Below are 22,920 nucleotides of genomic sequence, written 5' to 3' on the forward strand. Positions count from 1 at the left end.
AAGTCCCCTTTAGGCCCGGTAGCCGAGCAGGGTCATCATCCCGGCCTCGGCGTGGTAGACGTTGTGGCAATGGATCATCCAGATGCCGGGATTGTCCGCTTCGAAGTCGGCGTTCACTGTCGCACCGGGCAGCACGATCGCGGTGTCCTTGCGCACGCCGCTCGTCCCGAGGGCGAATGTGTGGCCGTGCAGGTGCATCGGATGCCACATCAGGCTGCGGTTCACGAACGAGAGCCGCACCCGCTCACCTGGCCGGACCGGTTCGATGACCTTCGGGTCGTACTTCTTGCCGTTGATCGCCCAGTCGTACTTCGCCATGCTGCCGGTGAGCGTCAGCGTGATCGTGCGGTCCGGGGCCTTTCCGGCCAGCCGGACGGCGTCCGCCGGGACGAGCGCGTCGTAGGGGACGAGGCGGCCGTCCAGCTCGGTGGGCTGGACGTCGGCCTCCGGCGCGCGAGCGCTCGCGGCCGTGCGCACCAGGGCTCGGCCGACCGCGCGCTTGCCCTCCGCCAGCGCGACCAGGGGGAACACGCCGTCCTTGAGGGTGACCAACACGTCGTACCGCTCGCCCATGCCGATCAGCAGAGCGTCGGTCTCCACCGGTGCGACGGGATAGCCGTCGGTGTGTGTCACGGTCATGGCGTGGCCGCCCAGCGCGACCCGGAACGCCGTGTCACCCCCCGCGTTGATCAGCCGGATCCGCAGCCGGGTGCCCGGCTTGGCCGTACGGGTCTCCGGGGACGCGGCGACCCTGCCGTTGACCAGGAAGTGCGGGTAGTAGACGTCCCCGGCGTCCCCGCCGAGAAAGTCGCTCTCCGCGTTCATCATCATGTGCGGCCACCTGGAGGAGGCCGAGGGCGAGGGGGCGGGCATCGCCATGTCACCGTGACCGCCCCCGTGACCGCCCCCGTGACCACCGCCGTGACCCCCGCCTCCGCCTGGGGTGCTTCCGGAGTGGTCCATGCCCGCCATGGAGGTGAGTTCGGCGAGTACCTCGTCGGGCGTTCCGGTGACACCGTCCAGCCAGTCGTCCAGGACGACGACCCACTCCTCGTCGTAGCTCAGCGGCTCGGCCGGATCCTCCACGATGAGAGGCGCGTACAGCCCTCGGTCGAGCTGGGTGCCGTGGTGCGGGTGGAACCAGTACGTCCCGGGATGGGAGGCGGTGAACTCGTAGGCCAGCTCGCCACCTGCCGGGACGGCCGGCTGGGTGACGCCCGGCACGCCGTCGGCGTCGTTGCGCAGGGCGAGGCCGTGCCAGTGGACGGTCGTCTCCTGGGGCAGCCGGTTGGTCAGGCGGGCCCGGACGACCTCGCCGGCCCTGACCCGGATCGGCTCGCCTGGGATGCGGTCGCCGTACATCCAGGTGCGTACGGTGGGCCCGCCCAGGTCTGCCTGCCCTTCATGGGCGAGCAACTGGAACTCGCGCACCTTGCCGGGACGGCGCGCGGCTTCGGCGGCGCGCACCTCGTCGCCGTCGGGCCGGACGAAGGCGGTGTTCTCGCGGGAACACGCGGTGACAAGGGCTCCACCGGCTGCGGCGGCCAGGCCGGCACGCAGGAAGAGCCGTCGATCGATCGATGGCATGGGAAATTCCGCTCACGGTTCGCTGATGGATAGAGGGTCCGCGAGAACCGGGCGAGGCGGTACGCCGTCCCGAGGAGGGCCGTCGATCGCCGGGCCCGGCGGGGGCCTCTATACGCGCAGCACCGTGACGCGTCGGAGTGAAAGGGCGAAGGGCGACGGCGATCTGCGTACGGCGGGCAACCGGGCGGTCCGCTCCCGTTCGCCGGCGGCTCCGGAAAGGCGTCCCGCGAAGATCAGGCCCAGCACCACGGTGACCAGGATCGCGGCGACCGCCGTCAGGCACAGCACGAACGGATTCGCCCCACTCGTCCCCTCATGAGTCGCTACCCCAGTCCTGGACGAGTCCGTGGAGTACGCCAGTGCCGATACCGCCGAGGCTTCGTGTGCCGAGGCGACGTCCATGGAGGCGCCAGGGCGGCTGCCGTCCATGGCGGACGCCTGGGACATCGCCCGCATGGGGGACGTCGGAGGCATGCCCTGCATGGAGGAGTGCGACAGGGGAGCGCCGGACATCGGCATCCCGCAGTAGTGCGCGGTCGCGTGACTCAGGCCGATGCCGAGCAGCACGGACGCGAGCAGGACGAGCTTGGGCAGCACCGCCGCGACCGCGCTCCTGCCGGTCTCCCGCCGAGTGCGCACCGCTTCACATTACCGGCGGCGCACCCCCGCCCCCGGACGCGCCATCGGTCGGAACCGGCCAGGTTGTCGCAAACATCTCGCCCTTCCGCCGGGCGCGTCTCGTTGCTACATTCGCGGTAACAAGAATTCATTTCAGTTTTGGCCAGGAGGACGCTATGACCCTCAGTCCTTCACCCGAGGCCGCGGCACCGGCGCGCCGAGAGCTTCCCCCGTCCATGGTCGAACGGATGACCCTGATCATGGACGCGTTCGCCGGCCGCTCGACCCGGCTCACCCTGGAGGACGTGGCGCGCCGCACGCACCTCCCGCGCTCGACCGCGCACCGCATCCTCGACCAGCTCGTCCGCCTCCATTGGCTGGAGCACACCTCGTTCGGCTACCGCCTGGGACGGCGCGCGCTGGGCCTCGGCGGCAGGGACGGGAGCCACGGCGAGATCCGCGAGGCCGCCGCGCCGCTGCTGCACGACCTCCAGATCAGGACCGGAATGGTCGTCCACCTCGCGGTCCTCGACGGCGCTCAGGTGTACTACCTCGACAAGGTCGGCGGCAGGTTCGCCACCTCGGTCCCCTCGCGGGTCGGCGGCCGGGCCCCCGCACACTGCACCGCGCTCGGCAAGGCGATTCTGGCCTGGCTCGAACCTGAGCAGGTCGAGTCCCGGATCAGCGGCTCCATCAGCCGGATGACGAACCGCACCATCGGCGAGATGGGCGTCCTGCACCAGGAGTTGCACCGGATCCGGCAGCGGCACGGGCTCGCGTTCGAGCGGGGGGAGTGCTTTCCCAGCATCGCCTGCGTCGCCGCGGCGATCCGCGGCTATGAGGGCCCGGTGGCCAGCATCTCCCTGGTGGGCGACACACGCACGCCGTTGGAGAAGGTCGCGCCGCTGGTGATCGACGCCGCGCGGCAGGCCTCGCTGGCCCTCTTCCCCGACCTCGCGGCGCCCCGCCGGGCCCGCCTCATGGTGGCGGTTCCGGACCAGACCTGGTCGTCGGAGACCATGAACCGGCTCCTGGAGACCGGACAGAACGGCGACTGGATGTGATCGCCACGCGCGGGGGCCGGGTCACGTCCCCCGCGCGGTGCGCCGGCCGGAGCCGCGCGGCGTGCCGGGGTCACCCCCAGTGGTCGCCCCAGCCCCACAGGTTCGGCCCGATCTGCGGCTCGTCCTCGTCGAGGCCGAACCGGCCCTTGAAGAAGATCATCGGCCGCTGTTCGGCGACCGTCTCCACCTCGAGCACCCGTCCGATCACCACGTCGTGGTCACCGGCGACGTGCACGTCCGCCACCTCGGCGTGCACGCGGAGCAGCACGTCGCGCAGGGCGGGGGCGCCCCACCGGGTGCGGTCCCACTCGAGACCGTCGAACTTGGCGCCCTTGCTCGACCCGAACCGGCGGCAGACGTCGACCTGCTCCTCGCTGAGGACGTTCACGCAGAACCGTCCGGCCTTGCGGATCCGCGGCCAGGCGCGGCCGCCCCGGTCGGCGCAGAACAGCACCAGCGGCGGCTCCAGCGACACCGACGCGAACGACTGGCAGGCGAAGCCCACCGGCTCGCCGTCGTCGATTCCGGTGACCACGGTGACACCGCTGGCGAACGCCCCCATCGCGCGCCGCAGCTCCAGCGGCGTGGGCGGAGCGACGTCGACGGGCTCCGTCGAGAGCGGGGTCTCGGCTGTCATGGGTTCCCCTCATGTAGTCACGGCCGTTGCGGTGGCCCAGGAAAGAACGTAGGCCGAGCCACCTGCCGAGCAGAAGACCATCCCGATGAGTGGAAGGTCACATCGGCGGCCGTGGACGCCTCCCCGGAGGGCGGGCGGGGGCGGCCGTCGTCTCGCTCATCGGGATGACCCGGGGCGTGACGGGCCGCCGCTGGTTACCTTCCGAGCAAGCTGACATTCCTATGACCGGAGCGGATGATGACCACGGAGCCGACCTACGAGTCGACGTTGCGCGAGCTCGCGACAGACCAGGGAGTCCTGCGATATCACGAGGCCGGCGACGGCCCGCCGCTGCTGCTGCTGCACGGCTCCGGCCCCGGCGTCACCGGATGGCGCAACTTCCGCGGGAACCTCGCGGTGTTCGCCGAGCACTTCCGCTGCCTGATCCTGGAGTTCCCCGGCTTCGGCGTGAGCGACTCGACCGACGAGCACCCGATGATCGCCGCGAACTCCGCGGTGGTCCGCTTCCTCGACGGGCTCGGCCTCCACCAGGTCGACGTGATCGGCAACTCCATGGGCGGCATCATCGGCGCCCAGTTCGCGATCAGCCATCCCGACCGCGTCCGCCGGCTGATCACCATCGGCGGGATCGGCAGAAACCTCTTCAGCCCCGGGCCGGGCGAGGGCATCAACCTGCTGATGGAGTTCACCGAGAACCCCACGCGTGAAGCGCTCGTCCAGTGGCTGAACTCCATGGTCTACGACCCCGCCCTGGTCACCGAGGAGCTGATCGAGGAGCGGTGGGCCCAGGCCACCGATCCCGACACGCTCGCCAGCGCGCGCAGGATGTACGGCAGGGCCGCGTCGGCGGCGCGCGCGGCGGCGCTGGCCGCCTCGGACGCCCCGCCGTACTGGGCGATGCTGCACAAGATCAAGGCCAGGACCCTGCTCACCTGGGGCCGCGACGACCGGGTCAGCCCACTCGACATGGCGATCGTGCCGATGCGCACCGTCCCCGACATCGAGGTGCACGTGTTCCCCAGCTGCGGGCACTGGGTGATGATCGAGCAGAAGGACGCCTGGGAGAGCGTCGTGCTCGCCTTCCTCACCCGGAAGGACAACGCGTGAGCGCCGAGTGGGACGAGGAGTACGACCTGATCGTGGTCGGCAGCGGCGGCGGCGGTATGGCTGCCGCGCTGACGGCCGTCGACTGCGGGCTGTCCGTGCTGGTGGTCGAGAAAGGCACGAGGTTCGGCGGCACCACCGCCCTCTCCGGCGGCGGCATCTGGATCCCCAACAACCCGACCCTTCGGGCCAAGGGCCACGACGACAGCCGGGTGTCGATCCGGCGCTACCTCGACCTGCTCACACGGGGCCGGGTGCCCGCGGCGCGGCTCGACGCGTACGTGGACAACGGCCCGGCGGTGATGGAGCTGCTCGGCAGGAGCAAGTGGATGCGCTTCTTCTGGACGAAGGGGTACGCCGACTACCACCCCGAGCTGGAGGGCGGCCGCCCGCTCGGCCGGTCGATCGAGGCGGTCCCGTTCGACACCCGCGAGCTCGGCGACGACGAGCGGTTCCAGCGCCCCAACAACATGAAGGGCCCGCTCGGCCTCTGGATCACCAGCAAGGACTACCACGACCTGGCGATGGCCAAGCGCACCTGGCGCGGGCGGTGGGCCTCGGTCGTGGCCGCCTGGCGGGTCTCCTCCAACGTCATCCGCCGCCGCCATATGGCGACCGGCGGGCGCGCGCTCGTCGCCCGGCTGCGGATGGCACTCAAGGACGCGGGGGTCCCGCTGCGGCTGAGGACGTCCATGACCGAGCTCGTCGTCGGTGACGGCGGCCCGGACGCCGGCAGGGTCATCGGCATCGTCGCGGAGCGCCGGGGAGAGAAGGGGAGCCAGGAGCCCACGCGGACAGTGCGGCTGCGCGCCAGGAAGGGCGTTCTGCTGGCCACCGGAGGGTTCGACCACAACCCCGAGATGCGCGCGAAATACCTGCCCGAAGGCGGCCGCGACGACTACAGCATGGGCGCCAGGGAGAACACCGGAGACGGCATCCTGGTGGGGGAGCGGCTCGGCGCCGCCCTCGACCTGATGGACGACGCGTGGTGGATGCCGGCCGTTCGGCATCCGGCGGGGGCGACCATCCCGCTCGTCTCCGAACGCTGCATCCCGCCGTCGATCATCGTGTCCGCTGAGGGGCGGCGGTTCAGCAACGAGTCGTCGCCGTACGTGAACTTCGTCCACGACCAGCTCGCGGGCGGGCACGTCCCGGCGTGGTTCGTGATGGACGCGAAGGCCCGGGCCCGCTACCCGTTCGCGCAGATCCTGCCTGGGATGCCGATCCCGCAGAAGTTCTACGACCAGGGCCTGGCGTTCCGCGCCGACACGCTCGCGGAGCTGGCCGGGAAGATCGGCGTCCCGCCGGAGGCGCTGACCGCGACCGTCGAGCGGTTCAACGGCTTCGCCAGGAGCGGCAAGGACGAGGACTTCGGCCGCGGCGACGGCGCGTACGACCGCTACTACGGCGACCCCACGCTCAAGAACCCCAACATCGACGTGATCGACCGGGCGCCGTTCTACGCGTTCCGGATCGAGGCCGGCGACCTCGGCACCAAGGGCGGTCTGGTGTGCGACGAGCACAGCCGGGTGCTGCGCGAGGACGGTTCGGTGATCCAGGGGTTGTACGCCACCGGCAACACGTCGGCGTCGGTGATGGGCAACGAGTACGCCGGTCCCGGCGCCACCATCGGTCCCTCGATCGTGTTCGGATACATCGCCGCCCGGCATGCCGCGGGAGTCACGGGCGCGGCGGGAGCCACGGAATGACCCAGCCGGGGCCGCTGACCGTGCGCGTCGTCGAGGTCATCCGGGAGACCGCCGACGCGCACTCCCTCGTGCTCGAGCCCACCGAGGACGGTCAGGGCCGGTTCGGCTACCGGCCAGGACAGTTCCTCACCATCCGGGTGCCGACGACACGCGAGGGCGGGGCAGCCCGCTGCTACTCCCTGTGCAGCTCCCCGGTTCGCGGCGAGAAGCTCAAGGTGACCGTCAAGCGGGTCAGGGGCGGCTACGCGTCGAACTGGATCTGCGACAACGTCACCGAGGGGGACACCCTGGAGGTGCTGCGGCCGTCCGGCACCTTCACTCCCGACTCGCTCGACCGGGACTTCCTCCTCTTCGCGGGAGGGAGCGGCATCACGCCGGTCATGTCGATACTCAAGTCCTGCCTGCACGGCGGCTCCGGCGCGGTCACGCTGATCTACGCCAACCGGGACGAGAACTCGGTGATCTTCCGGGACGAGCTGATCGCACTGACCACGGAGTACGGCGACCGGCTGAGCGTGGTCCACTGGCTGGAGTCCGTGCAGGGCCTGCCCACGGCGGCCGGACTCGCCGCGCTGGCCCGGCCGTACGCCGACCGGGAGGCGTTCGTGTGCGGTCCAACGGCGTTCATGGACCTCACGGTGGCGGTGCTCGCCGGTCTCGGCGTGCCGGACCGGCGGGTGAACATGGAGCGTTTCACGTCGCTCGCGGGCGACCCGTTCGCCGACCCCGGCGTCGTCATCGACGAGGAGGGGCCGGTCAGCGAGGTCGAGGTCGAGCTGGACGGCGAGACGCGCACCGTTCCCTGGCCGCGCGGCAACAAGTTGCTCGACGTGCTGCTCGACGCGGGCCTGGACGCGCCGTTCTCCTGCCGTGAGGGCTCGTGCAGCGCGTGCGCCTGCGTGCTCCTGGAGGGCGAGGTAACGCTGGAGCACAACACGGTGCTCGACAAGCAGGACCTCGCCGACGGCCTGATCCTGGCCTGCCAGGCGATCCCGGTCACCGAACGGCTGAGAGTCACCTTCGACGCCTGAGCTCCCGGCTCTCCACCGGCGACTCCCACTCAGCGGGAGACGCGGCACGCCCGGTGATCCCCGGCTGGAACCTTTGACTCAGGAGCCCTGCCGATCCGAGCACGGGCCGACGACCCAGGAGGAAGTGGATGCTGGAGGCGGCACAACGCGAGTCCGCGGCCGACCGGCTGTGGGCGGCACAGCGGGAGCGGAAGCCGATCGGTCCGCTGACCGAGTCCCTCCCGGACATCGACGTCGTCGACGCGTACGAGATCCAGCTGATCAACATCCGCAGGCGGCTCGCCGCCGGAGCCCGGGTCTACGGGCACAAGGTGGGGCTGTCCTCCCTGGTGATGCAGCGGATGATGGGCGTCGACGAGCCCGACTACGGGCACCTGCTCGACACCATGGTGCTGTCGGAGGACACGCCCATCGAGACCGGCGCGTACTGCTACCCGCGGATCGAGGTCGAGATCGGCTACGTGCTCGGCGCGAGCCTGCCGGGCGAAAACTGCACCGAGGAGGACGTCCTCGCCGCCACCGAGTACATCGTGCCGAGCATCGAGCTCATCGACAGCCGGATCACCGACTGGAAGATCGGGCTCGCCGACACCATCGCCGACAACGCGTCCTCCGCGGGGGTGCTCCTCGGCGCGGCCCGGGTGAGCCCCAAGGAGCTGAACCCGTCCGGCATCGAGGCGGTGCTGTACTCCCGCTCCGGTGAGACCGAGGTCGCCCGCGGCAACACCGACGCGGTGCTGGGGAACCCGACCACCGCCGTGGCCTGGCTGGCCAGGAAGGTCGCCTCCTTCGGAGTGAAGCTCGAAGCCGGGCACGTGATCCTCCCCGGATCCTGCACCCGCGCCGTGGACGTGCGCCCCGGGGACACCTTCCGCGCCGAGTTCGCCGGGCTCGGCTCCGTGACCGCTCGATTCGAATGACGTGGAGAATTAGGTGGAGACAGTGACCAAGGCGACCGCCGCCATCGTCGGCTCGGGCAACATCGGGACCGACCTGATGTACAAGCTGCTCCGCTCCGACCTGATCGAGCCGCGCTGGATGATCGGCGTGGACCCCGACAGCCCCGGCCTCAAGCGGGCGGACGCGCACGGCCTGATCGCCTCGGCCGAGGGCGTCGACTGGCTGCTCGCCCAGGACGAGCGGCCCGACCTCGTGTTCGAGGCCACCTCCGCGTACATCCACAAGGAGAACGCGCCGAAGTACGCGGCGCTCGGCATCAAGGCCGTCGACCTGACCCCGGCCGCGCTCGGCCCCGCCGTCGTGCCCGCGGTCAACCTCGGCGCCCACCTAGACGCGCCCAACGTCAGCCTGATCACCTGCGGCGGCCAGGCCACGATCCCGATCGTGTACGCGGTCTCCCGGGTCACCGAGGTCGCCTACGCCGAGATCGTCGCCAGCGTCGCCTCCCCGTCGGCCGGCCCCGGCACGCGGGCCAACATCGACGAGTTCACGAAGACCACCAGCCGCGGCATCGAGACGATCGGCGGCGCCGCGCGCGGCAAGGCGATCATCATCCTCAACCCGGCCGAACCGCCGATGCTCATGCAGGACACGGTCTTCTGCGCGATCCCCGTGGACGCCGACCGCGACGCCGTCGCCACCTCGATCACCGACATGGTCGCCACCGTGGCGGCGTACGTGCCCGGCTACCGGCTGCGCGCCGAGCCGCAGTTCGACGACCCGACGCCGGTGAGTGGAGGGCTGGCCCGCGTCGCGGTCTTCCTGGAGGTCGAGGGCGCCGGCGACTTCCTCCCGCCGTACTCCGGCAACCTCGACATCATGACCGCCGCCGCCACCAAGGTCGGTGAGGGCTTCGCGCAGCGCGTTGTCTCCGAGCGCGTGCCGTCCTAGTTCGCCTACGTACAAGGAGACCCTGCCATGCCTTACAGCGCCGACCTCGACATCCGGGTCACCGACTCGTCGTTGCGTGACGGCTCGCACGCCAAGCAGCACCAGTTCACGGTCGAGCACGTCCGGTCCATCGTCGGCGCCCTCGACGACGCCGGCGTGCCGGTCATCGAGGTCACGCACGGCGACGGGCTCGGCGGCTCGTCGTTCAACTACGGCTTCAGCCACACGCCCGAGCAGGAGCTGATCAAGACGGCGGTCAAGACCGCCAAGGGGGCGAAGATCGCGTTCCTGATGCTGCCCGGCCTGGGCGTGCAGGACGACATCCGCGAGGCCGCCGGGAACGGCGCGAGCGTCTGCCGGATCGCCACGCACTGCACCGAGGCGGACATCTCCGTCCAGCACTTCGGGCTGGCCAGGGACCTCGGCCTGGAGACCGTCGGCTTCCTGATGATGGCGCACAGCCAGCCGCCGGAGGTCCTGGCCAAGCAGGCGCGGATCATGGCCGACGCCGGCTGCCAGTGCGTGTACGTCGTCGACTCCGCCGGCGCGCTCATCATGGAGCAGACCAGCGACCGGATCTCCGCCCTGGTCGCCGAGCTCGGGGCGGACGCCCAGGTCGGCTTCCACGGTCACGAGAACCTCGGCCTCGGGGTCGCCAACTCCGTGCTCGCCGTACGCGCGGGCGCCCTCCAGATCGACGGCTCGACCCGCAGGTTCGGGGCCGGGGCCGGCAACACCCCCGTCGAGGCGTTCGCCGCGGTCGCCGAGAAGCTCGGCATCCGCACCGGCATCGACACCCTGAAGATCATCGACGCCGCCGAGGACGTCGTACGCCCGATCATGGACGGCGAGTGCCTGCTCGACCGGCTCACGCTGACCATGGGCTACGCCGGGGTCTACTCCAGTTTCCTGAAGCACGCCGACCGCCAGGCCGGGAAGTACGGGGTCTCGGGCGCCGAGATCCTCGTCGAGGCCGGGCGGCGCAAGCTCGTCGGCGGACAGGAAGACCAGCTCATCGAAATCGCGGTCGCACTCGCGGGGAAGCGGGAAGAGGCATGACGAACCAGGTACTCGAGGCGGTCACGCAGCGCGCGGAGGAGCTCCGCGCTCTCGGCACCTCGAACGAGGCGCTCGGCCGGCTGGACGACCAGGCGGCCAAGGTGCTGCGCGAATCCGGCGTCATCCGGATGCTCCAGCCGAAGACCTACGGCGGATTCGAGTTCCACCCCCGGGACTTCGCCGAGACAGTGATAAAGATCGCCAGCCTCGACGGCTCGACCGGGTGGGTCGCCGGTGTCGTCGGCGTGCACCCGTGGGAGATGGCGTTCGCCGACCCGAAGGTGCAGGAGGAGATCTGGGGCGAGAACCAGGACACGTGGATCGCCTCGCCGTACGCGCCGATGGGCGTCGCCCGGCCGGTGGACGGCGGATACGTCTTCAACGGCCGCTGGCAGTTCTCGTCCGGCACCGACCACTGCGACTGGATCTTCCTCGGCGGCTTCCTCGGTGACGACGAGGGCAAGATGGCCCAGCCGCCCGTCTTGATGCACCTGATCCTGCCGCGATCGGACTACCAGATCGTGGAGGACTCCTGGGACGTGGTCGGCCTGCGCGGCACCGGCAGCAAGGACATCATCGTCAAGGACGCGTTCGTCCCGGAGTACCGGGTCCTGCAGTACAACAAGGTCGTGAACGGCTCCGCGGCCAGGGAGGCGGGGCTGACAAACCCGACCTACCACCTGCCGTTCTCGGCCGCGTTCCCCCTCGGCATCACGGCCTCGGTGATCGGCATCGCCGAGGGCGCGCTCGCGCACCACATGGCGTACCAGAAGGGCCGGGTCCAGGTCACCGGGACGAAGATCAAGGACGATCCGTACGTGCTGTTCGCGATCAGCGAGGCTGCGGCCGAGATCGCGGCGGCCCGGTCGGCGCTGCTCGACAACGTCTCGCGGATGTACGACCTCGTGGCCTCCGGCCGCGAGGTCACCTTCGACGAGCGCGCGGTCGGCCGGCGGACCCAGGTCGCGGCGGCCTGGCGCGCGGTGCGCGCGGTCGACGAGATCGTGGCCCGCTCGGGAGGAAACGCCATGCGCATGGACAACCCGATCCAGCGTTTCTGGCGGGACGCGCACATGGGCCTGGCACACGCCATCCACGTGCCCGGTGCGGTCTTCCACGTGTCCGCGCTGACCCAGCTCGACATCGAGCCGCCCCACGGCCCGATGCGCTCCATGATCTAGATCGGCTGTCCCAGGGTGACCGGTCCGGCTTCGGACAGGTGAGCTGGGGCCGGCCCTCGCCGGCCACTGGCCCCAGCCGCCCGCGGCATTTATAGTCATATCCATGACTATTCATCATCATGAGTGCGGCTAGCCGATGGCTCTGCGACACGCGGTGCTCGCGGCGCTGCTGGACGGCGAGTACAGCGGTTATCAGCTGACCAAGATCTTCGAAGTGGGCGTCTCCAATTTCTGGTACGCCGCCCCCCAGCAGCTCTACGCCGAGCTGGCCAAGCTGGAGTCCGACGGCCTGGTGGCGGGGCGGGAGGTGGTCCAGCGGGAACGCCCCAACAAGCGGGTCTTCACCGTGACCGAGGCCGGGATGAACGAGCTGGCCGCCTACGCCGCGGCCCCGGCCAAGCCCCTGCTCATCCGCGACGACCTGATCGTGAAGGTCCACGCGGTCGACGTGCTCGACCCGGCGTCCCTGATCGACCAGCTCCGCCGGCGTGCTGAGGAGGCCGAGGCCAAGCTCGCGCTGTTCGAGAAGATGCTGGTGCGCCTGCGCGGCGACATGGACGAGGAGTCGTTCCTGCGCCGGGGCGAGCGCGTCGGCCCGTACCTCACCTGCCTGGGAGGCTGCCGGCTGGAGCGGGAGATGCGTGACTGGTGCCTGCAGACCGCCGAGACGCTGAGCGAGCGCGCCGCCCGAGCCGGAGAGGAGCCGTCGTGACCCACCACCGATACGTCGCCCTCGGCGACAGCCAGACCGAGGGCCTGGGCGACCGCGACGACGTGCGCGGACACCGCGGCTGGGCCGACCGGCTGGCCGAGCACCTGGCCCGCGCCAACCCTGGCCTGCTCTACGCCAACCTCGCCGTACGGGGCCGCCAGGCCGCCCGGATCCGCGACGAGCAACTGCCCGCCGCGTTGGAGCTCCGCCCCGACCTGGCCACGGTCATGGCGGGAATGAACGACATCATCCGGCCCGGCTTCGACGCCGCCGAGGTGACGGGCGCGCTGGAAGACATGTACGCCGCCCTGACCGCCGCCGGCGCCCACGTGATCACCGTGACCTTCCCCGACATCGGCAAGATCGCCCCGCTGGCCCGCCCGCTCCTGCCCCGCGTGCTCGACATGAATCAACGCATCCGCGAGGCCGCCGCCCGTCATGGGGTCACCGTGATCGACACGTACCCGCTCGCGTTCACCACCGACGCCAGGATCTGGAGCGAGGACCGGCTGCACGCCAGCCCGCTCGGCCACGCCCGGATCGCCGCCGCCATGGCGCACGCCCTGGCCCTGCCGGGCAGCGATGACACCTGGATGTCGCCGCTTCCCCCGCTGGCTGCCCCGAGCGTGTGGCAAAAGTCGCGGGCGGAGCTGCGCTGGCTGGCCACGTTCGCGGGGCCGTGGATCGGCCGCCGTCTGCGTGGCCGCTCGTCGGGCGACGGCCGCACGGCCAAGCGCCCTCTCCTCGCTCCGGTGACGGAGTGGGGTGATCAGGTGCTGCCTGGACAGCACACCTAGTGCCCCGCCCGGCAATCTTTGCCCCGTCGCGTCGCCCAGGGCGGCACCTCGCTGCGTTGTCGTCGTCGGCCGTAGGCTCCGCTACGACCTCCTCCTCCGCCTTGCGATGCACCACCCTGGACACCGCTCCTTCCGGGCAAACCTTGCCGGTTGGGGCACTAGTCCGCGGGCGGGGATCTCACTGAGCGGGAGGCCGGGGGCGGCCCGGCGGCGGCTCTGTCACCTTGGGGAACAGAGAGGACCGCCCTGTCCGGGGGGCGGACCGGACGAGTTCCACGCTCGACCGAGGCGCCGGCAGATTGGATTGAGGACAGTGATGCAGATCCGAGGGCTCGGCTATCTGAAGGTCCAGACACGGGACATCGCCCGGTGGCGCGAACTCGTGATCGACGGCCTCGGCTTCGCCGAGGGGATCGGCCCCGATCCCGACGGCCTGTACCTGCGGATGGACGAGCGCCAGGCGCGGCTGATCGTGCTGCCCGGCGACTCCGACCGGGTGCTCGCCGTCGGCTGGGAGGTGCGCGACCAGTTCGCGCTCGCCGCGGTGGGCCGCGCGGTCGAGGCCGCCGGTACGGCCGTCAAGGTGCTGTCGGAGGCCGCGGCTGCCGAGCGCTCCGCCGAGCAGGTCATCGCCTTCGAGGACCCGGCCGGCACGCCGGTCGAGGTCTTCTTCGGCCCCGTCCTCGACCACAGCCCGGTGCTCACCGGCAGGGGCCAGCGGTTCGTCACCGGCCCGCAGGGGATGGGCCACGTGGTCCTGCCGACCACCGCGATGCAGGAGACCGTCTCCTTCTACACGGAGGTGCTCGGCTTCCTCCCGCGCGGCGCCATGAAGGTCGGCGGCGGCCAGGGCGGCGTGCCCGTGATGCGCATCCGTTTCATGGGCGTCAACCAGCGTCACCACAGCCTCGCCGTCTGCCCCGCGCCGCACGGCGAGGAGCCCGGCCTGGTCCACCTCATGGTCGAGGTCGACACCCTCGACGCGGTCGGGATGGCCCTGGACAGGGTGCGCGAGCTCGGCTTCTCCATCTCCTCGACGCTGGGCCGGCACACCAACGACAAGATGGTGTCGTTCTACGTCCGCGCCCCCGGAGGCTGGGACATCGAGTACGGCTGCGACGGGATGCTCGTCGACGAGACGTACTACACCGCCGAGGAGATCACCGCCGACAGCTACTGGGGGCACGACTGGTCCGGCTCCGAGCCGCTCGCCGCCTTCGTCCCACGGTCCTGAGGGTGGTTTCGTGAGCTCCCTCCCCCCGGTCGAGCCGGTCCCGGCGGCGTCCGTCGCCGGGTTCGACCACGAATGCGATGTGCTCGTCGTCGGGTTCGGCTGCGCCGGCGCGGCCGCCGCGTACGAGGCGGCCGCGGCCGGCGCCGACGTGCTCGTGCTCGAACGCGCAGGCGGCCCCGGAGGCTCGTCCGCCGTGTCGGGCGGCGAGCTGTACCTCGGCGGCGGCACGGCGGTGCAGAAGGCGTGCGGCTTCGAGGACACGCCGGACGACATGTTCGCCTACCTGATGGCCGCGCTCGGGCCGCACGCCGACGAGGAGAAGCTGCGCCTCTACTGCGACGGGAGCGTCGAGCACTTCGAGTGGTTCCGCGAACGCGGGCTGACCTTCAACGAGAGCCTCTACGACGCGCCGAGCTGGATGCCGCCGACCCAGGACGGGCTGATGTGGCTGGGCGAGAACGCCTGGCCGTACAACACGATCGCTCGCCCGGCGCCGCGCGGCCACCGTCCGGCGACCGAGTCGTTCGGCGGATGGATGATCATGGAGAAACTGGTCGCGGCCGCCACGGAGGCGGGCGCCGTCGCCCACGCGGACACCCAGGCCACGAACCTGGTGATCGGCGACGACGGCCGGGTGGCCGGCGTAGTGGCCCGCAGGTACGGCGCGCCGCTGACCTACCGCGCGCGCAGGGCGGTCATCCTCACGACCGGTGGATTCGTCGACTCGGAGGAGCTGCTCAGGCAGCACGCCCCCGTGCTCCTCGGCCACGGCAAGGTCAGCGACGGCCTCGACGACGGGAGCGGCATCCGGATGGCGGCCGCGGCCGGCGCCGCCACCCGCCGCATGTCGGTCGTGGAGATCGCGCTGACGGCCCTGCCCGCGATGCTCACCCGCGGCATGCTCGTCAACGGGCTCGGGCAGCGGTTCGTCAACGAGGACGTCTACCCGGGCCTGTTCAGCGTCGCCGCCGTGCTGCACCAGCCGGGGCCCTACTGGGCGATCCTCGATGAGGAGGGCTACGAGGACATCCCCAAGCGGGACCTGTGGGGCGTGCGCCCGCGGTTCGTCGCGGAGACGCTCACGGAGCTGGAGGAGTCGCTCGGCATGCCGCCCGGCGCGCTGGAGTCGACGGTCGGCGTCTACAACCGGCACGCGGAGCGGGGCGAGGACCCCTACTTCCACAAGGACGCCAAATGGCTCCGGCCGCTCAGGCCGCCGTACGCCGCGATCGACCCGCGCCGCGGCTTCGGCGCCGGGGACCGGGAGAGCTCCGGCACGGGCGTCGCCGGCTTCACGCTCGGCGGTCTGCACACCACCGTGGACGGCGCCGTGCTCGACCAGTCGGGCCGCCCGATCCCGGGGCTGTACGCCGCGGGCCGGGCCAGCTCCGGCATCCACGGCGACGGCTACATCAGCGGCACCTCGCTCGGCGACGGCACCTTCTTCGGCCGCAGGGCCGGGCGCGCCGCCGCGGGACGGCCGCTCCCCGGGGGCACCCTCGTCACCGAGGGGTAGGCGAGCCTGATCACAGCCGCCACGCGGAGCCCGTGGTCAGCGGACCTTCCGGAAGAACGCCCGGACGTCGTCGACCAGCAGGTCGGGGGCCTCCATGGCGGCGAAGTGACCGCCCCGGTCGAACTCCGACCAGTGGATCACATTGTGCTCGCGCTCGGCGACACGCCGGATCCCGCCGTCGCCGGGGAAGACCGCGACCCCGTGCGGGACCTCCGAGCGCTCGACCGGCATCCCCCACTGTGCCGAGCCCTCCTTGTAGAGCCGGGCGGACGAGGCGGCGGTGCGGGTCAGCCAGTAGATCGTCACGTCGGTGAGCATCTGGTCAAGGTCGACCGCCTCCTCGGGCAGGTCGTGCGCGGGGTCGGTCCACTCCTTGAACTTCTCCACGATCCAGGCCAGCTGGGCGGCGGGGGAGTCGTGCAGGCCGAAGGCGACGGTCTGCGGCCGGGTGGCCTGGATGATCGCGTAGCCGGAGCGGTCGTCGTCGGCGTAGATCTGCATGCGGGCCTGCTCGGTCTCGGTGAGGCCCTCCATCTCGGCCGGGTCGAAGGTCGGGAAGCCGAGCGCGCCGTTGACGTGCACGCCGGCCACCCGGTCGGGGGCGACGCGGCCGAGCTCGGGGGAGATGACCGAGCCGCTGTCGCCGCCCTGGGCGCCGTAGCGCTCGTAGCCGAGGCGGCTCATCAGCTCGGCCCACGCGCGGGCGACCCGGCGCAGGTCCCAGCCGGTCTGGCGGGTGGGACCGGAGAAGCCGAAGCCGGGGATGGACGGGGCGACGACGTGGAAGGCGTCGGCGGGGTCGCCGCCGTGGGCGCGGGGGTCGGTGAGCGGGCCGATGACCTTCATGAACTCGACGATCGAGCCGGGCCAGCCGTGGGTGAGGACCAGCGGCAGCGCGTCCGGTTCGGGGGACCGCACGTGCAGGAAGTGGATGTTCTGGCCGTCGATCTCGGTGGTGAACTGCGGGTACTCGTTGAGCGCCGCCTCGTGCTTTCGCCAGTCGTATCCGCTGCGCCAATACTCGGCCAGCCGCTGCACGTACGAGACCGGGATGCCGTACGACCAGCCGACGCCGGGCAGCTCGTCGGGCCAGAGGGTGCGCGCCAGCCGGTCGTGCAGGTCGTCGAGCGCGGACTGCGGGATGTCGATACGGAACGGGCTGATCTCCGTGGTGAACGTCATGGAGAACACGCTAGAGACGGGTTAGGACAGGGTCAGTCCTAGGAATAGGGCAATCTGGAGAACATGTTGGAGACATCGGCCCGGTTGCTCAGACTGCTCTCGCTCCTGCAGACCCACCGGGAGTGGTCGGGTGCGGAACTGGCGGAGCGGCTCGGCGTGACCGCGCGGACCGTCCGCCGTGACGTCGGGCGGCTGCGCGAGCTCGGCTATCCCGTGCACGCCACCGCGGGCGCGCCCGGCTACCAGCTCGGCGCAGGCACGGACCTGCCGCCGCTCCTGTTGGACGACGACGAGGCGGTGGCGGTCGCGGTGGGGCTGCGGACGGCGGCCGGGGGCTCGGTGTCGGGGATCGAGGAGACGTCCATGCGGGCGTTGGCCAAGCTGGAGCGGGTGCTGCCGTCCCGGCTCCGGCATCGCGTGCACGCGCTGCAGTCGATGACCGTGCCGATGGGACGGGCGGCTTCGGTGGTGGACCCGGCGTCCCTGAGCGCGATCGCCGCCGCCTGCCGCGACCACGAGACCCTGCGGTTCGACTACCGGACGCACGACGGGCAGGAGAGCGTCCGCGCCGCCGAGCCCTACCGGCTCGTCCATTCGGGGCGGCACTGGTACCTGCTGGGCTGGGACACCGGCCGGGCCGACTGGCGCACCTACCGGGTGGACCGCCTGACCCTGCGGACGCCGAACGGACCGCGGTTCGTCCCCCGCGACCCGCCCGACTCCGACCTGGCGGCCTACATGTCCCGGTCGATCTCCAGCGCCCCCTATCGGTACCAGGGCCGCTTCACGATGCACGCTCCGGCCGAGGTCGTCGCCGAGCACATGCCGGCCACGGTGGGGACGATCGAGCCGATCGACGAGCGGTCCTGCACCTTGTCCAGCGGCGCGAACGACCTTGACGAACTCGCCGTCTGGGTGGCGCTGATGGACGTCGACTTCGACGTGCACGAGCCGCCCGAGCTCGTCGACCGCATCCGCGCTCTCTCCACCCGCCTCGCCACCGCTGCCAGATCATCCGGAAGCAGCGTGAAGAGCTCTACGAGCTCGTCCAGGTCCAGTGGCTCAGGCACCCCGCGGAACTCCTATCCAGGAAGTGGCTCCTGATCTTCCTGAGCTGGTCCATGGTGATCCCCCGTGGATCTCGGAGAGATAGCTGGCCCTGACCATGTCGGAGGACCGTTCACCGAGTAGCAGCACCAGGGTTCGTCCGACGCGGTGTCTCAGCTGTGCGGCGACCAGGCGGGTCACCCGAGCCTGCCGATGAGCGCGCGGGCGATCGCCACCCGCTGCTGCTGCCCTCCGACAGTTCGCCAGGTGTCGCGCGTTCTCTCCCCGCCAGCCCCACCGCCTCGAGGAGCTCGCGGGCCCGCGCCTTCCTGTCGAAGTCCACGCGGTACGGCAGGACCGGGGCGAGCACGTTGTCCAGCACGCTCAGGGCGGGCAACAGGTGGAAGCGCTGGAAGACGAAGCCCACGCGGCGCCTGTGCGCGTCCAGCTTCCGCCGTGGCAGCGGCCGATCGTCGATGACGATCTCTCCCGCGTCGGGCAGGTCCATGCCGCCGATCAAGTGCAGCAGGGTGCGACCACCGCTACGTCCTGCCCGTCGTGCCCGTGGCCTGCGTCGCCGCCGCCCTCGCCGTACGGGTCCATCAGGTACAGCCCCGGCCCGGACACCATCCGGTCCAGGACCGTGAAGAAGCCCTCGCCGTGCGACTGCTCGATGAGGTCGTCCTCCCAGAAGCCGTACCGGCCGGAGATGTTCTGCCCGAGGGTGAACAGCGTCTCGGCGCGGAAGAAGAACGCCCGGCGCCGGAGCCGGGGGCCGTGGAGCAGCCGCAGCCCGGCCGCGGTCAGGTCGGCGTCGATGACCCGGCCGAGCGGGGTGGCGGGGCCGGATCGACCTCCTCGTCAACAACGTCTGGGCCGGGCCAGCCTACGACGGCGCCGCCGAGCCGTCACCGTGATCAGCCCGCTGACGTTCAGGTTCCGGATAATCAAGCCCAGCGCGGGTGGGCGCTCGTCTGCTCACCGGGTCGCAGCGAGCAGACGAGTGTTCAGTTGCCTGGTGGCATGGATCTACATGGTCGTCCCGCCTGAGACGTCGAGCCGGTGTCCGGTGATGTAGCGGCTGTCGTCGGAGGCCAGGAAGGCGACAGTGTCGGCCACATCCTGCGGGGTGCCCAGCCGGCCGAGGGGCGTCTGGGACGACAGCCAGGCCAGAGCCTCGCCAACCAGGCGTCCTTGGTGCATGTCGGTGTCGATGACGCCGGGTGCCACGGTGTTGACCGTGATGCCACGTGGACCGAGCTGCTTGGCCAGGGCGGTGGTGAGGACGTCGAGCGCGGCCTTGGACATGGCGTAGTCGATCGCTCTGGGCATGGCCGCCCCCCGGGTCAGCATGGTGCCCACGGTGATGATCCGCCCGCCGTCGCGTAGCCGTGGCAGGGCGAGCTGGGTGATGAAGAACGGGGCTGTGGTGTTGACGGCGAACAGGTGCTCGAAGCCCTCCCGGGTGACGCCGTCGATCTCGGCCTGGCCGCCGAGGATGCCCGCATTGTTGACCAGGATGTCCAGCCCGTCGGCGTGGGCGTCGAAGGCGGCCCATAGGGCTTCGGCGTCGCCGGGCGCGCCTAGCTCGGCCTTGACGGCGAAAGCTTGCCCGCCGGCTGCCTCGATGGTGGCGACGGTGTCCCTGGCGGCCGCGTGGTTGCCGCCGTAGTGCACGCCGACGCGGGCCCCTTCGCGGGCCAGCCGGGTGGCGATCGCGCGGCCGATGCCCCGGCTCGCGCCGGTCACCAGCGCCGTCTTTCCGTCCAAATTCGTCATGATCATGCCCTTCCAGTTCATACGGTGTAGGGGGTGGTGGTCTTGGCGTCGCGCAGGATGCGCGCCCACCAGGTCACCTGGTCCAGGAGAGTCTTGGCGGCCGCGGCCGGGCCGACGGGGTCCTTGGGCTGTCCGTTGCCGTCGAAGCACTCCCAGGCGCCGTGGAAGCTGACGGTGTCGCGGGTGGTGACGGCGTGCAGCTCGGCGAAGACGGCCCGCAAGTGCTCCACCGCGCGCAGGCCTCCGGAGATGCCGCCGTAGGAGACGAACGCCACCGGCTTGGCATGGAACTGCTGGTTGTGCCAGTCGATCGCGTTCTTCAGCGCGGCCGGGTAGCTGTGGTTGTACTCGGGGGTCACCACCACGAACGCGTCGGCGGCCTCCAGCCGCGGGGTCAGCTCTCCCAGGGCCTTCAGCACCGGCTCCGGTACGGACATCGACGGGGCGCTCGACCCGATCGGCACGTCGGCCAGGTCGATCACGTCGACGTCGAGATCCGAGCGGGAGGCGGCCTGGCCGGCGAACCAGGTGGCCACGGTGGGGCCGAGGCGGCCGTCGCGGATGCTGCCGACGATGATGGCCAGCCTCAGCGGGTCAGTGTTCATGATGTTTCTCCGTTCGTGGTGGCGGCCTGACGCAGGGCCGCCAGCAGGGTGGTCTCGGTCGGGGATCCGGTGAGCGGGAGCAGGTTCTCGATGAGGAAGACCGGTACGCCGGTGATGCCGCGCGACAGGACAAGGCGGCGTACCCGGTCAAGCCGGGAGCGCACGTCGGTGGCAGGCACGTGGCCGGTGGTGACACCGACCTCGGCGGCGAGCCGGGCGAGGGTGGCGGGGTCGCCGATGTGCAGCCCGTCGGTGAAGTGGGCGCGAAAGAGCCGCTCGGCCATCGGCTCGGCCTTGTCCTGGCGCGCGGCCTCGGCGATGAGACGGTGGGCGTCGAAGGTGCCGGTGGCGATCGCCTTGCCGTACTCCAGGCGGAGGCCTTCGCGCGCCGCGCGTTCGGCGAAGGCGAGCGCGCCGGCGGCTGCTTGCGGGCCGAAGGTCTGTTCCAGGACCGCCAGGAGCGGCCGTCCGCCGGCCGGGGCGCCTGGGGCGAGTTCGAAGGGCAGGAACTCCACCGTCACCTGCACGCCCTCGGCCCTGAGCCGGTCGGCAGCGCGGGTGAAGCGGGTGTAGCCGAGGTAGGAGTGGACGCAAATGACGTCCATGACGAGCTGGACTTTCACACTGTGTGACATGGGTGGCTGCCTCATGCGGCCGCGGTAACGGGTTCGGGCGACGAGGTCCGGTCGCGCAAGGGAACCTCGCGGATGAACCAGGCCAGCGCGAAGGCGAGGGCGCCCAGCACGGCGGTGCCGAGGGCCATGGCGTGGATGCCGTCGGAGACGGCGAGGCGAACCGCCTCCCGCGCGGCAGGGGGGAGCTCGGCGAGCGCGCCGGGCGTCAGTTCTCCGGAGGCGATCCGGGCGCCGGTTGCCGCGCCGAGGCGGTCGATGAGGGTGTCCTGCAGCCGGGCGGTGTACAAGGCACCCAGGGCGGCCACGCCCAGCGAGGCGCCCATGGTGTGCCAGAGGGTGACCGAGCCGCTGGCCGCTCCCATGTCGCGCGGTGCGGCGCTGTTGATGGTGATGATCGTGGTGGACTGCATCAGCAGGCCCACCCCGAGCCCGCCGATCAGTGTCAGAGCGGAGGCGAGCGCCAGGTTGACGCCGGGCCGCAGCAGGAGCAGCGCGAGCATGCCGGCCGCCACCGTGGCGCCGCCGAGGATCGGGTAGATCCGGTAGCGGCCGGTGCGGCTGATCAGCCGGCCGGTGCCGATCAGCACGGCGACCATGCCGAGCATCGCGGGCAGGATCAGCAGGCCGCTGGCGATCGGCGAGGCGCCGTGGACCAGTTGCATGTACTGGGGCAGGAAGGTGGCCGCCACCACCATGCCGACGCCGCCGAGGAAGCGGATGACCTGGGCGAGAGTGAAGTTGCGGTCGGCGAACAGGCGCAGCGGGACGATCGGCTCGGCCGCGCGCCGTTCCACGTGCACCAAGGCGACCAGCGCCGTCAGCCCGATCAGGACCAGGGCAAGGATCGCAACCGAACCCCAGGCGTACTGGGTGCCGCCCCAGCTGGCGACCAAGCTCAGCGCCACCAGCGCCACCGTCAGCAGCAGCGCCCCCGGGTAGTCGATCCGCGCCCTGATCCGGCGAGGCTCCAGCCGCACGGCGGCGCCGATGAACAGCAAGGCGACCGCGCCGATCGGGAGGTTGACGAAGAACGCCCACCGCCAGCCCACATCGGCGAACAGGCCCCCGAGCAACGGCCCGGCGATGAAGGCGATCGGCATCATGACCCCGAACAGCCCCATGAGCCTGCCGCTGTGCCGGGGCGGCACCAGCTCACCGATCAGCGCCAGAGCCCCGGTCATCAGGCCGCCTGCGCCCAGGCCCTGCACCATCCGGAAGCCGATGAGCTGGATCATGTCCTGCGCTGTTCCCGACAGCCCGGACCCCAGCAGGAAGGCCGCGATGGCGGCCATGTAGACCGCCTTGCGGCCGTACAGGTCGCCGAGTTTCCCCCAGATCGGCGTCGAGGCGGCCATGCAGATCAGGTAGGCCGTCGCCACCCAGGAGAAGTACTCCAGACCGCCGAGATCTTTGGTGATCGCCGGCAGCGCGGGCCCGAGCATCATGCCGTCCAACGGGGCTGTGATCATGCCCAGCATCACGCCGATCACGCCCATGCGAAGAGATCGATCCACACGTCCTCCATTTCGCGTACCTCGTACGTGAAATGGACCATAGTCATTCAGGTACTAT

At 70.9% G+C, this 22,920-nt stretch carries 22 protein-coding genes; 13 read left to right on the forward strand and 9 right to left on the reverse strand.

The window, feature by feature from the left end; genetic code table 11:
• Positions 1–9: 9 nt before the first annotated feature.
• Positions 10–1,587: a multicopper oxidase family protein gene (locus tag QSK17_RS16065; protein WP_285705558.1), complete on the reverse strand. Its 1,578-nt coding sequence runs from the start codon at positions 1,585–1,587 to the stop codon at positions 10–12.
• Between the two features lie 108 nt (positions 1,588–1,695).
• Positions 1,696–2,226 carry a hypothetical protein gene (locus QSK17_RS16070; protein ID WP_285705559.1) on the reverse strand — a complete coding sequence of 177 codons (531 nt, stop codon included), beginning with the start codon at positions 2,224–2,226 and terminating at the stop codon, positions 1,696–1,698.
• 155 nt (positions 2,227–2,381) lie between these two features.
• On the opposite strand from QSK17_RS16070, the gene QSK17_RS16075 reads away from it, so the two are divergent.
• Entirely contained in the window at positions 2,382–3,269 is an 888-nt protein-coding gene (locus QSK17_RS16075; RefSeq protein ID WP_285705560.1) for an IclR family transcriptional regulator, read from the forward strand.
• A 70-nt stretch (positions 3,270–3,339) separates the two neighbouring features.
• Here the strand turns inward: QSK17_RS16075 and QSK17_RS16080 are convergent, their stop codons facing one another.
• Positions 3,340–3,906, reverse strand: coding sequence for a flavin reductase family protein (locus QSK17_RS16080; RefSeq protein WP_285705561.1), 567 nt, complete (start codon positions 3,904–3,906; stop codon positions 3,340–3,342).
• Positions 3,907–4,143: 237 nt separating this feature from the next.
• Here QSK17_RS16080 and QSK17_RS16085 point away from each other — a divergent pair, with 237 nt between their 5' ends.
• The 11 genes from QSK17_RS16085 to QSK17_RS16135 all read left to right on the forward strand — a co-directional run bounded on the left by QSK17_RS16085 (position 4,144) and on the right by QSK17_RS16135 (position 16,100).
• The gene (locus QSK17_RS16085; protein ID WP_285705563.1) at positions 4,144–5,013 is read left to right on the forward strand and encodes an alpha/beta fold hydrolase; all 870 of its coding nucleotides are present in this window, start codon (positions 4,144–4,146) and stop codon (positions 5,011–5,013) included.
• Positions 5,010–6,719: an FAD-binding protein gene (locus QSK17_RS16090; RefSeq protein WP_285705564.1), complete on the forward strand. Its 1,710-nt coding sequence runs from the start codon at positions 5,010–5,012 to the stop codon at positions 6,717–6,719. Before QSK17_RS16085 ends, QSK17_RS16090 begins: the two co-directional genes overlap by 4 nt.
• Positions 6,716–7,750 carry a ferredoxin--NADP reductase gene (locus QSK17_RS16095; RefSeq protein WP_285705565.1) on the forward strand — a complete coding sequence of 345 codons (1,035 nt, stop codon included), beginning with the start codon at positions 6,716–6,718 and terminating at the stop codon, positions 7,748–7,750. The genes QSK17_RS16090 and QSK17_RS16095 overlap by 4 nt, the downstream gene beginning before the upstream one ends.
• Positions 7,751–7,878: 128 nt before the next feature.
• Entirely contained in the window at positions 7,879–8,670 is a 792-nt protein-coding gene (locus QSK17_RS16100; protein WP_285705567.1) for a 2-keto-4-pentenoate hydratase, read from the forward strand.
• Positions 8,671–8,683: 13 nt separating this feature from the next.
• The gene (locus QSK17_RS16105; protein WP_285705568.1) at positions 8,684–9,601 is read left to right on the forward strand and encodes an acetaldehyde dehydrogenase (acetylating); all 918 of its coding nucleotides are present in this window, start codon (positions 8,684–8,686) and stop codon (positions 9,599–9,601) included.
• Between the two features lie 27 nt (positions 9,602–9,628).
• Complete coding sequence (gene dmpG, locus QSK17_RS16110; protein ID WP_285705569.1) at positions 9,629–10,660, forward strand: 4-hydroxy-2-oxovalerate aldolase; 1,032 nt, start codon at positions 9,629–9,631, stop codon at positions 10,658–10,660.
• Positions 10,657–11,841, forward strand: coding sequence for an acyl-CoA dehydrogenase family protein (locus tag QSK17_RS16115; protein ID WP_285705570.1), 1,185 nt, complete (start codon positions 10,657–10,659; stop codon positions 11,839–11,841). Before dmpG ends, QSK17_RS16115 begins: the two co-directional genes overlap by 4 nt.
• Positions 11,842–11,977: 136 nt before the next feature.
• Positions 11,978–12,553: a PadR family transcriptional regulator gene (locus QSK17_RS16120; RefSeq protein WP_285705571.1), complete on the forward strand. Its 576-nt coding sequence runs from the start codon at positions 11,978–11,980 to the stop codon at positions 12,551–12,553.
• The gene (locus tag QSK17_RS16125; protein ID WP_285705572.1) at positions 12,550–13,350 is read left to right on the forward strand and encodes an SGNH/GDSL hydrolase family protein; all 801 of its coding nucleotides are present in this window, start codon (positions 12,550–12,552) and stop codon (positions 13,348–13,350) included. The genes QSK17_RS16120 and QSK17_RS16125 overlap by 4 nt, the downstream gene beginning before the upstream one ends.
• A gap of 316 nt (positions 13,351–13,666) precedes the next feature.
• Entirely contained in the window at positions 13,667–14,584 is a 918-nt protein-coding gene (locus QSK17_RS16130) for a VOC family protein (RefSeq protein WP_285705573.1), read from the forward strand.
• Between the two features lie 10 nt (positions 14,585–14,594).
• Positions 14,595–16,100 (forward strand): FAD-dependent oxidoreductase, encoded by a 1,506-nt coding sequence (locus tag QSK17_RS16135; protein WP_285705574.1) that lies wholly within the window; start codon positions 14,595–14,597, stop codon positions 16,098–16,100.
• Positions 16,101–16,136: 36 nt separating this feature from the next.
• On the opposite strand, the gene QSK17_RS16140 is transcribed toward QSK17_RS16135, so the two are convergent.
• Entirely contained in the window at positions 16,137–17,282 is a 1,146-nt protein-coding gene (locus QSK17_RS16140) for an epoxide hydrolase family protein (RefSeq protein ID WP_285705575.1), read from the reverse strand.
• Between the two features lie 63 nt (positions 17,283–17,345).
• Between QSK17_RS16140 and QSK17_RS16145 the strand changes: the two genes are divergently transcribed.
• Complete coding sequence (locus tag QSK17_RS16145) at positions 17,346–18,386, forward strand: helix-turn-helix transcriptional regulator (RefSeq protein ID WP_285705576.1); 1,041 nt, start codon at positions 17,346–17,348, stop codon at positions 18,384–18,386.
• A 76-nt stretch (positions 18,387–18,462) separates the two neighbouring features.
• On the opposite strand, the gene QSK17_RS16150 is transcribed toward QSK17_RS16145, so the two are convergent.
• The 5 genes from QSK17_RS16150 to QSK17_RS16170 all read right to left on the reverse strand — a co-directional run bounded on the left by QSK17_RS16150 (position 18,463) and on the right by QSK17_RS16170 (position 22,862).
• A complete protein-coding gene (locus QSK17_RS16150; RefSeq protein ID WP_352231805.1) occupies positions 18,463–19,197 on the reverse strand; it encodes an ATP-binding cassette domain-containing protein in 735 nt (244 codons plus the stop codon).
• 161 nt (positions 19,198–19,358) lie between these two features.
• On the reverse strand, positions 19,359–20,108 hold the full coding sequence (locus QSK17_RS16155) for an SDR family NAD(P)-dependent oxidoreductase (protein ID WP_285705578.1): 750 nt from the start codon (positions 20,106–20,108) through the stop codon (positions 19,359–19,361).
• 17 nt (positions 20,109–20,125) lie between these two features.
• Positions 20,126–20,713 (reverse strand): NADPH-dependent FMN reductase, encoded by a 588-nt coding sequence (locus QSK17_RS16160; protein WP_285705579.1) that lies wholly within the window; start codon positions 20,711–20,713, stop codon positions 20,126–20,128.
• Positions 20,710–21,348 carry a DsbA family oxidoreductase gene (locus tag QSK17_RS16165; protein WP_285705580.1) on the reverse strand — a complete coding sequence of 213 codons (639 nt, stop codon included), beginning with the start codon at positions 21,346–21,348 and terminating at the stop codon, positions 20,710–20,712. The genes QSK17_RS16160 and QSK17_RS16165 overlap by 4 nt, the downstream gene beginning before the upstream one ends.
• A gap of 11 nt (positions 21,349–21,359) precedes the next feature.
• Positions 21,360–22,862, reverse strand: a complete 1,503-nt coding sequence (locus tag QSK17_RS16170; protein WP_285705582.1) for an MFS transporter — start codon at positions 22,860–22,862, stop codon at positions 21,360–21,362.
• Between the last annotated feature and the right edge of the window lie 58 nt (positions 22,863–22,920).

The organism is Microtetraspora sp. NBRC 16547 (assembly GCF_030268965.1).
In the GTDB taxonomy this organism is placed as follows: Bacteria; Actinomycetota; Actinomycetes; order Streptosporangiales; family Streptosporangiaceae; genus Microtetraspora.

Excerpts from the sequence above, each read along its gene's own strand:
- QSK17_RS16140 (WP_285705575.1), bottom strand. The coding sequence starts at position 17,282 with ATGACGTTCACCACGGAGATCAGCCCGTTCCGTATCGACATCCCGCAG.
- QSK17_RS16075 (WP_285705560.1), top strand. The coding sequence starts at position 2,382 with ATGACCCTCAGTCCTTCACCCGAGGCCGCGGCACCGGCGCGCCGAGAG.
- QSK17_RS16085 (WP_285705563.1), top strand. The coding sequence starts at position 4,144 with ATGACCACGGAGCCGACCTACGAGTCGACGTTGCGCGAGCTCGCGACA.
- QSK17_RS16065 (WP_285705558.1), bottom strand. The coding sequence starts at position 1,587 with ATGCCATCGATCGATCGACGGCTCTTCCTGCGTGCCGGCCTGGCCGCC.
- QSK17_RS16165 (WP_285705580.1), bottom strand. The coding sequence starts at position 21,348 with ATGTCACACAGTGTGAAAGTCCAGCTCGTCATGGACGTCATTTGCGTC.
- dmpG (WP_285705569.1), top strand. The coding sequence starts at position 9,629 with ATGCCTTACAGCGCCGACCTCGACATCCGGGTCACCGACTCGTCGTTG.
- QSK17_RS16095 (WP_285705565.1), top strand. The coding sequence starts at position 6,716 with ATGACCCAGCCGGGGCCGCTGACCGTGCGCGTCGTCGAGGTCATCCGG.
- QSK17_RS16115 (WP_285705570.1), top strand. The coding sequence starts at position 10,657 with ATGACGAACCAGGTACTCGAGGCGGTCACGCAGCGCGCGGAGGAGCTC.
- QSK17_RS16145 (WP_285705576.1), top strand. The coding sequence starts at position 17,346 with ATGTTGGAGACATCGGCCCGGTTGCTCAGACTGCTCTCGCTCCTGCAG.
- QSK17_RS16120 (WP_285705571.1), top strand. The coding sequence starts at position 11,978 with ATGGCTCTGCGACACGCGGTGCTCGCGGCGCTGCTGGACGGCGAGTAC.
- QSK17_RS16160 (WP_285705579.1), bottom strand. The coding sequence starts at position 20,713 with ATGAACACTGACCCGCTGAGGCTGGCCATCATCGTCGGCAGCATCCGC.
- QSK17_RS16155 (WP_285705578.1), bottom strand. The coding sequence starts at position 20,108 with ATGACGAATTTGGACGGAAAGACGGCGCTGGTGACCGGCGCGAGCCGG.
- QSK17_RS16100 (WP_285705567.1), top strand. The coding sequence starts at position 7,879 with ATGCTGGAGGCGGCACAACGCGAGTCCGCGGCCGACCGGCTGTGGGCG.
- QSK17_RS16080 (WP_285705561.1), bottom strand. The coding sequence starts at position 3,906 with ATGACAGCCGAGACCCCGCTCTCGACGGAGCCCGTCGACGTCGCTCCG.
- QSK17_RS16130 (WP_285705573.1), top strand. The coding sequence starts at position 13,667 with ATGCAGATCCGAGGGCTCGGCTATCTGAAGGTCCAGACACGGGACATC.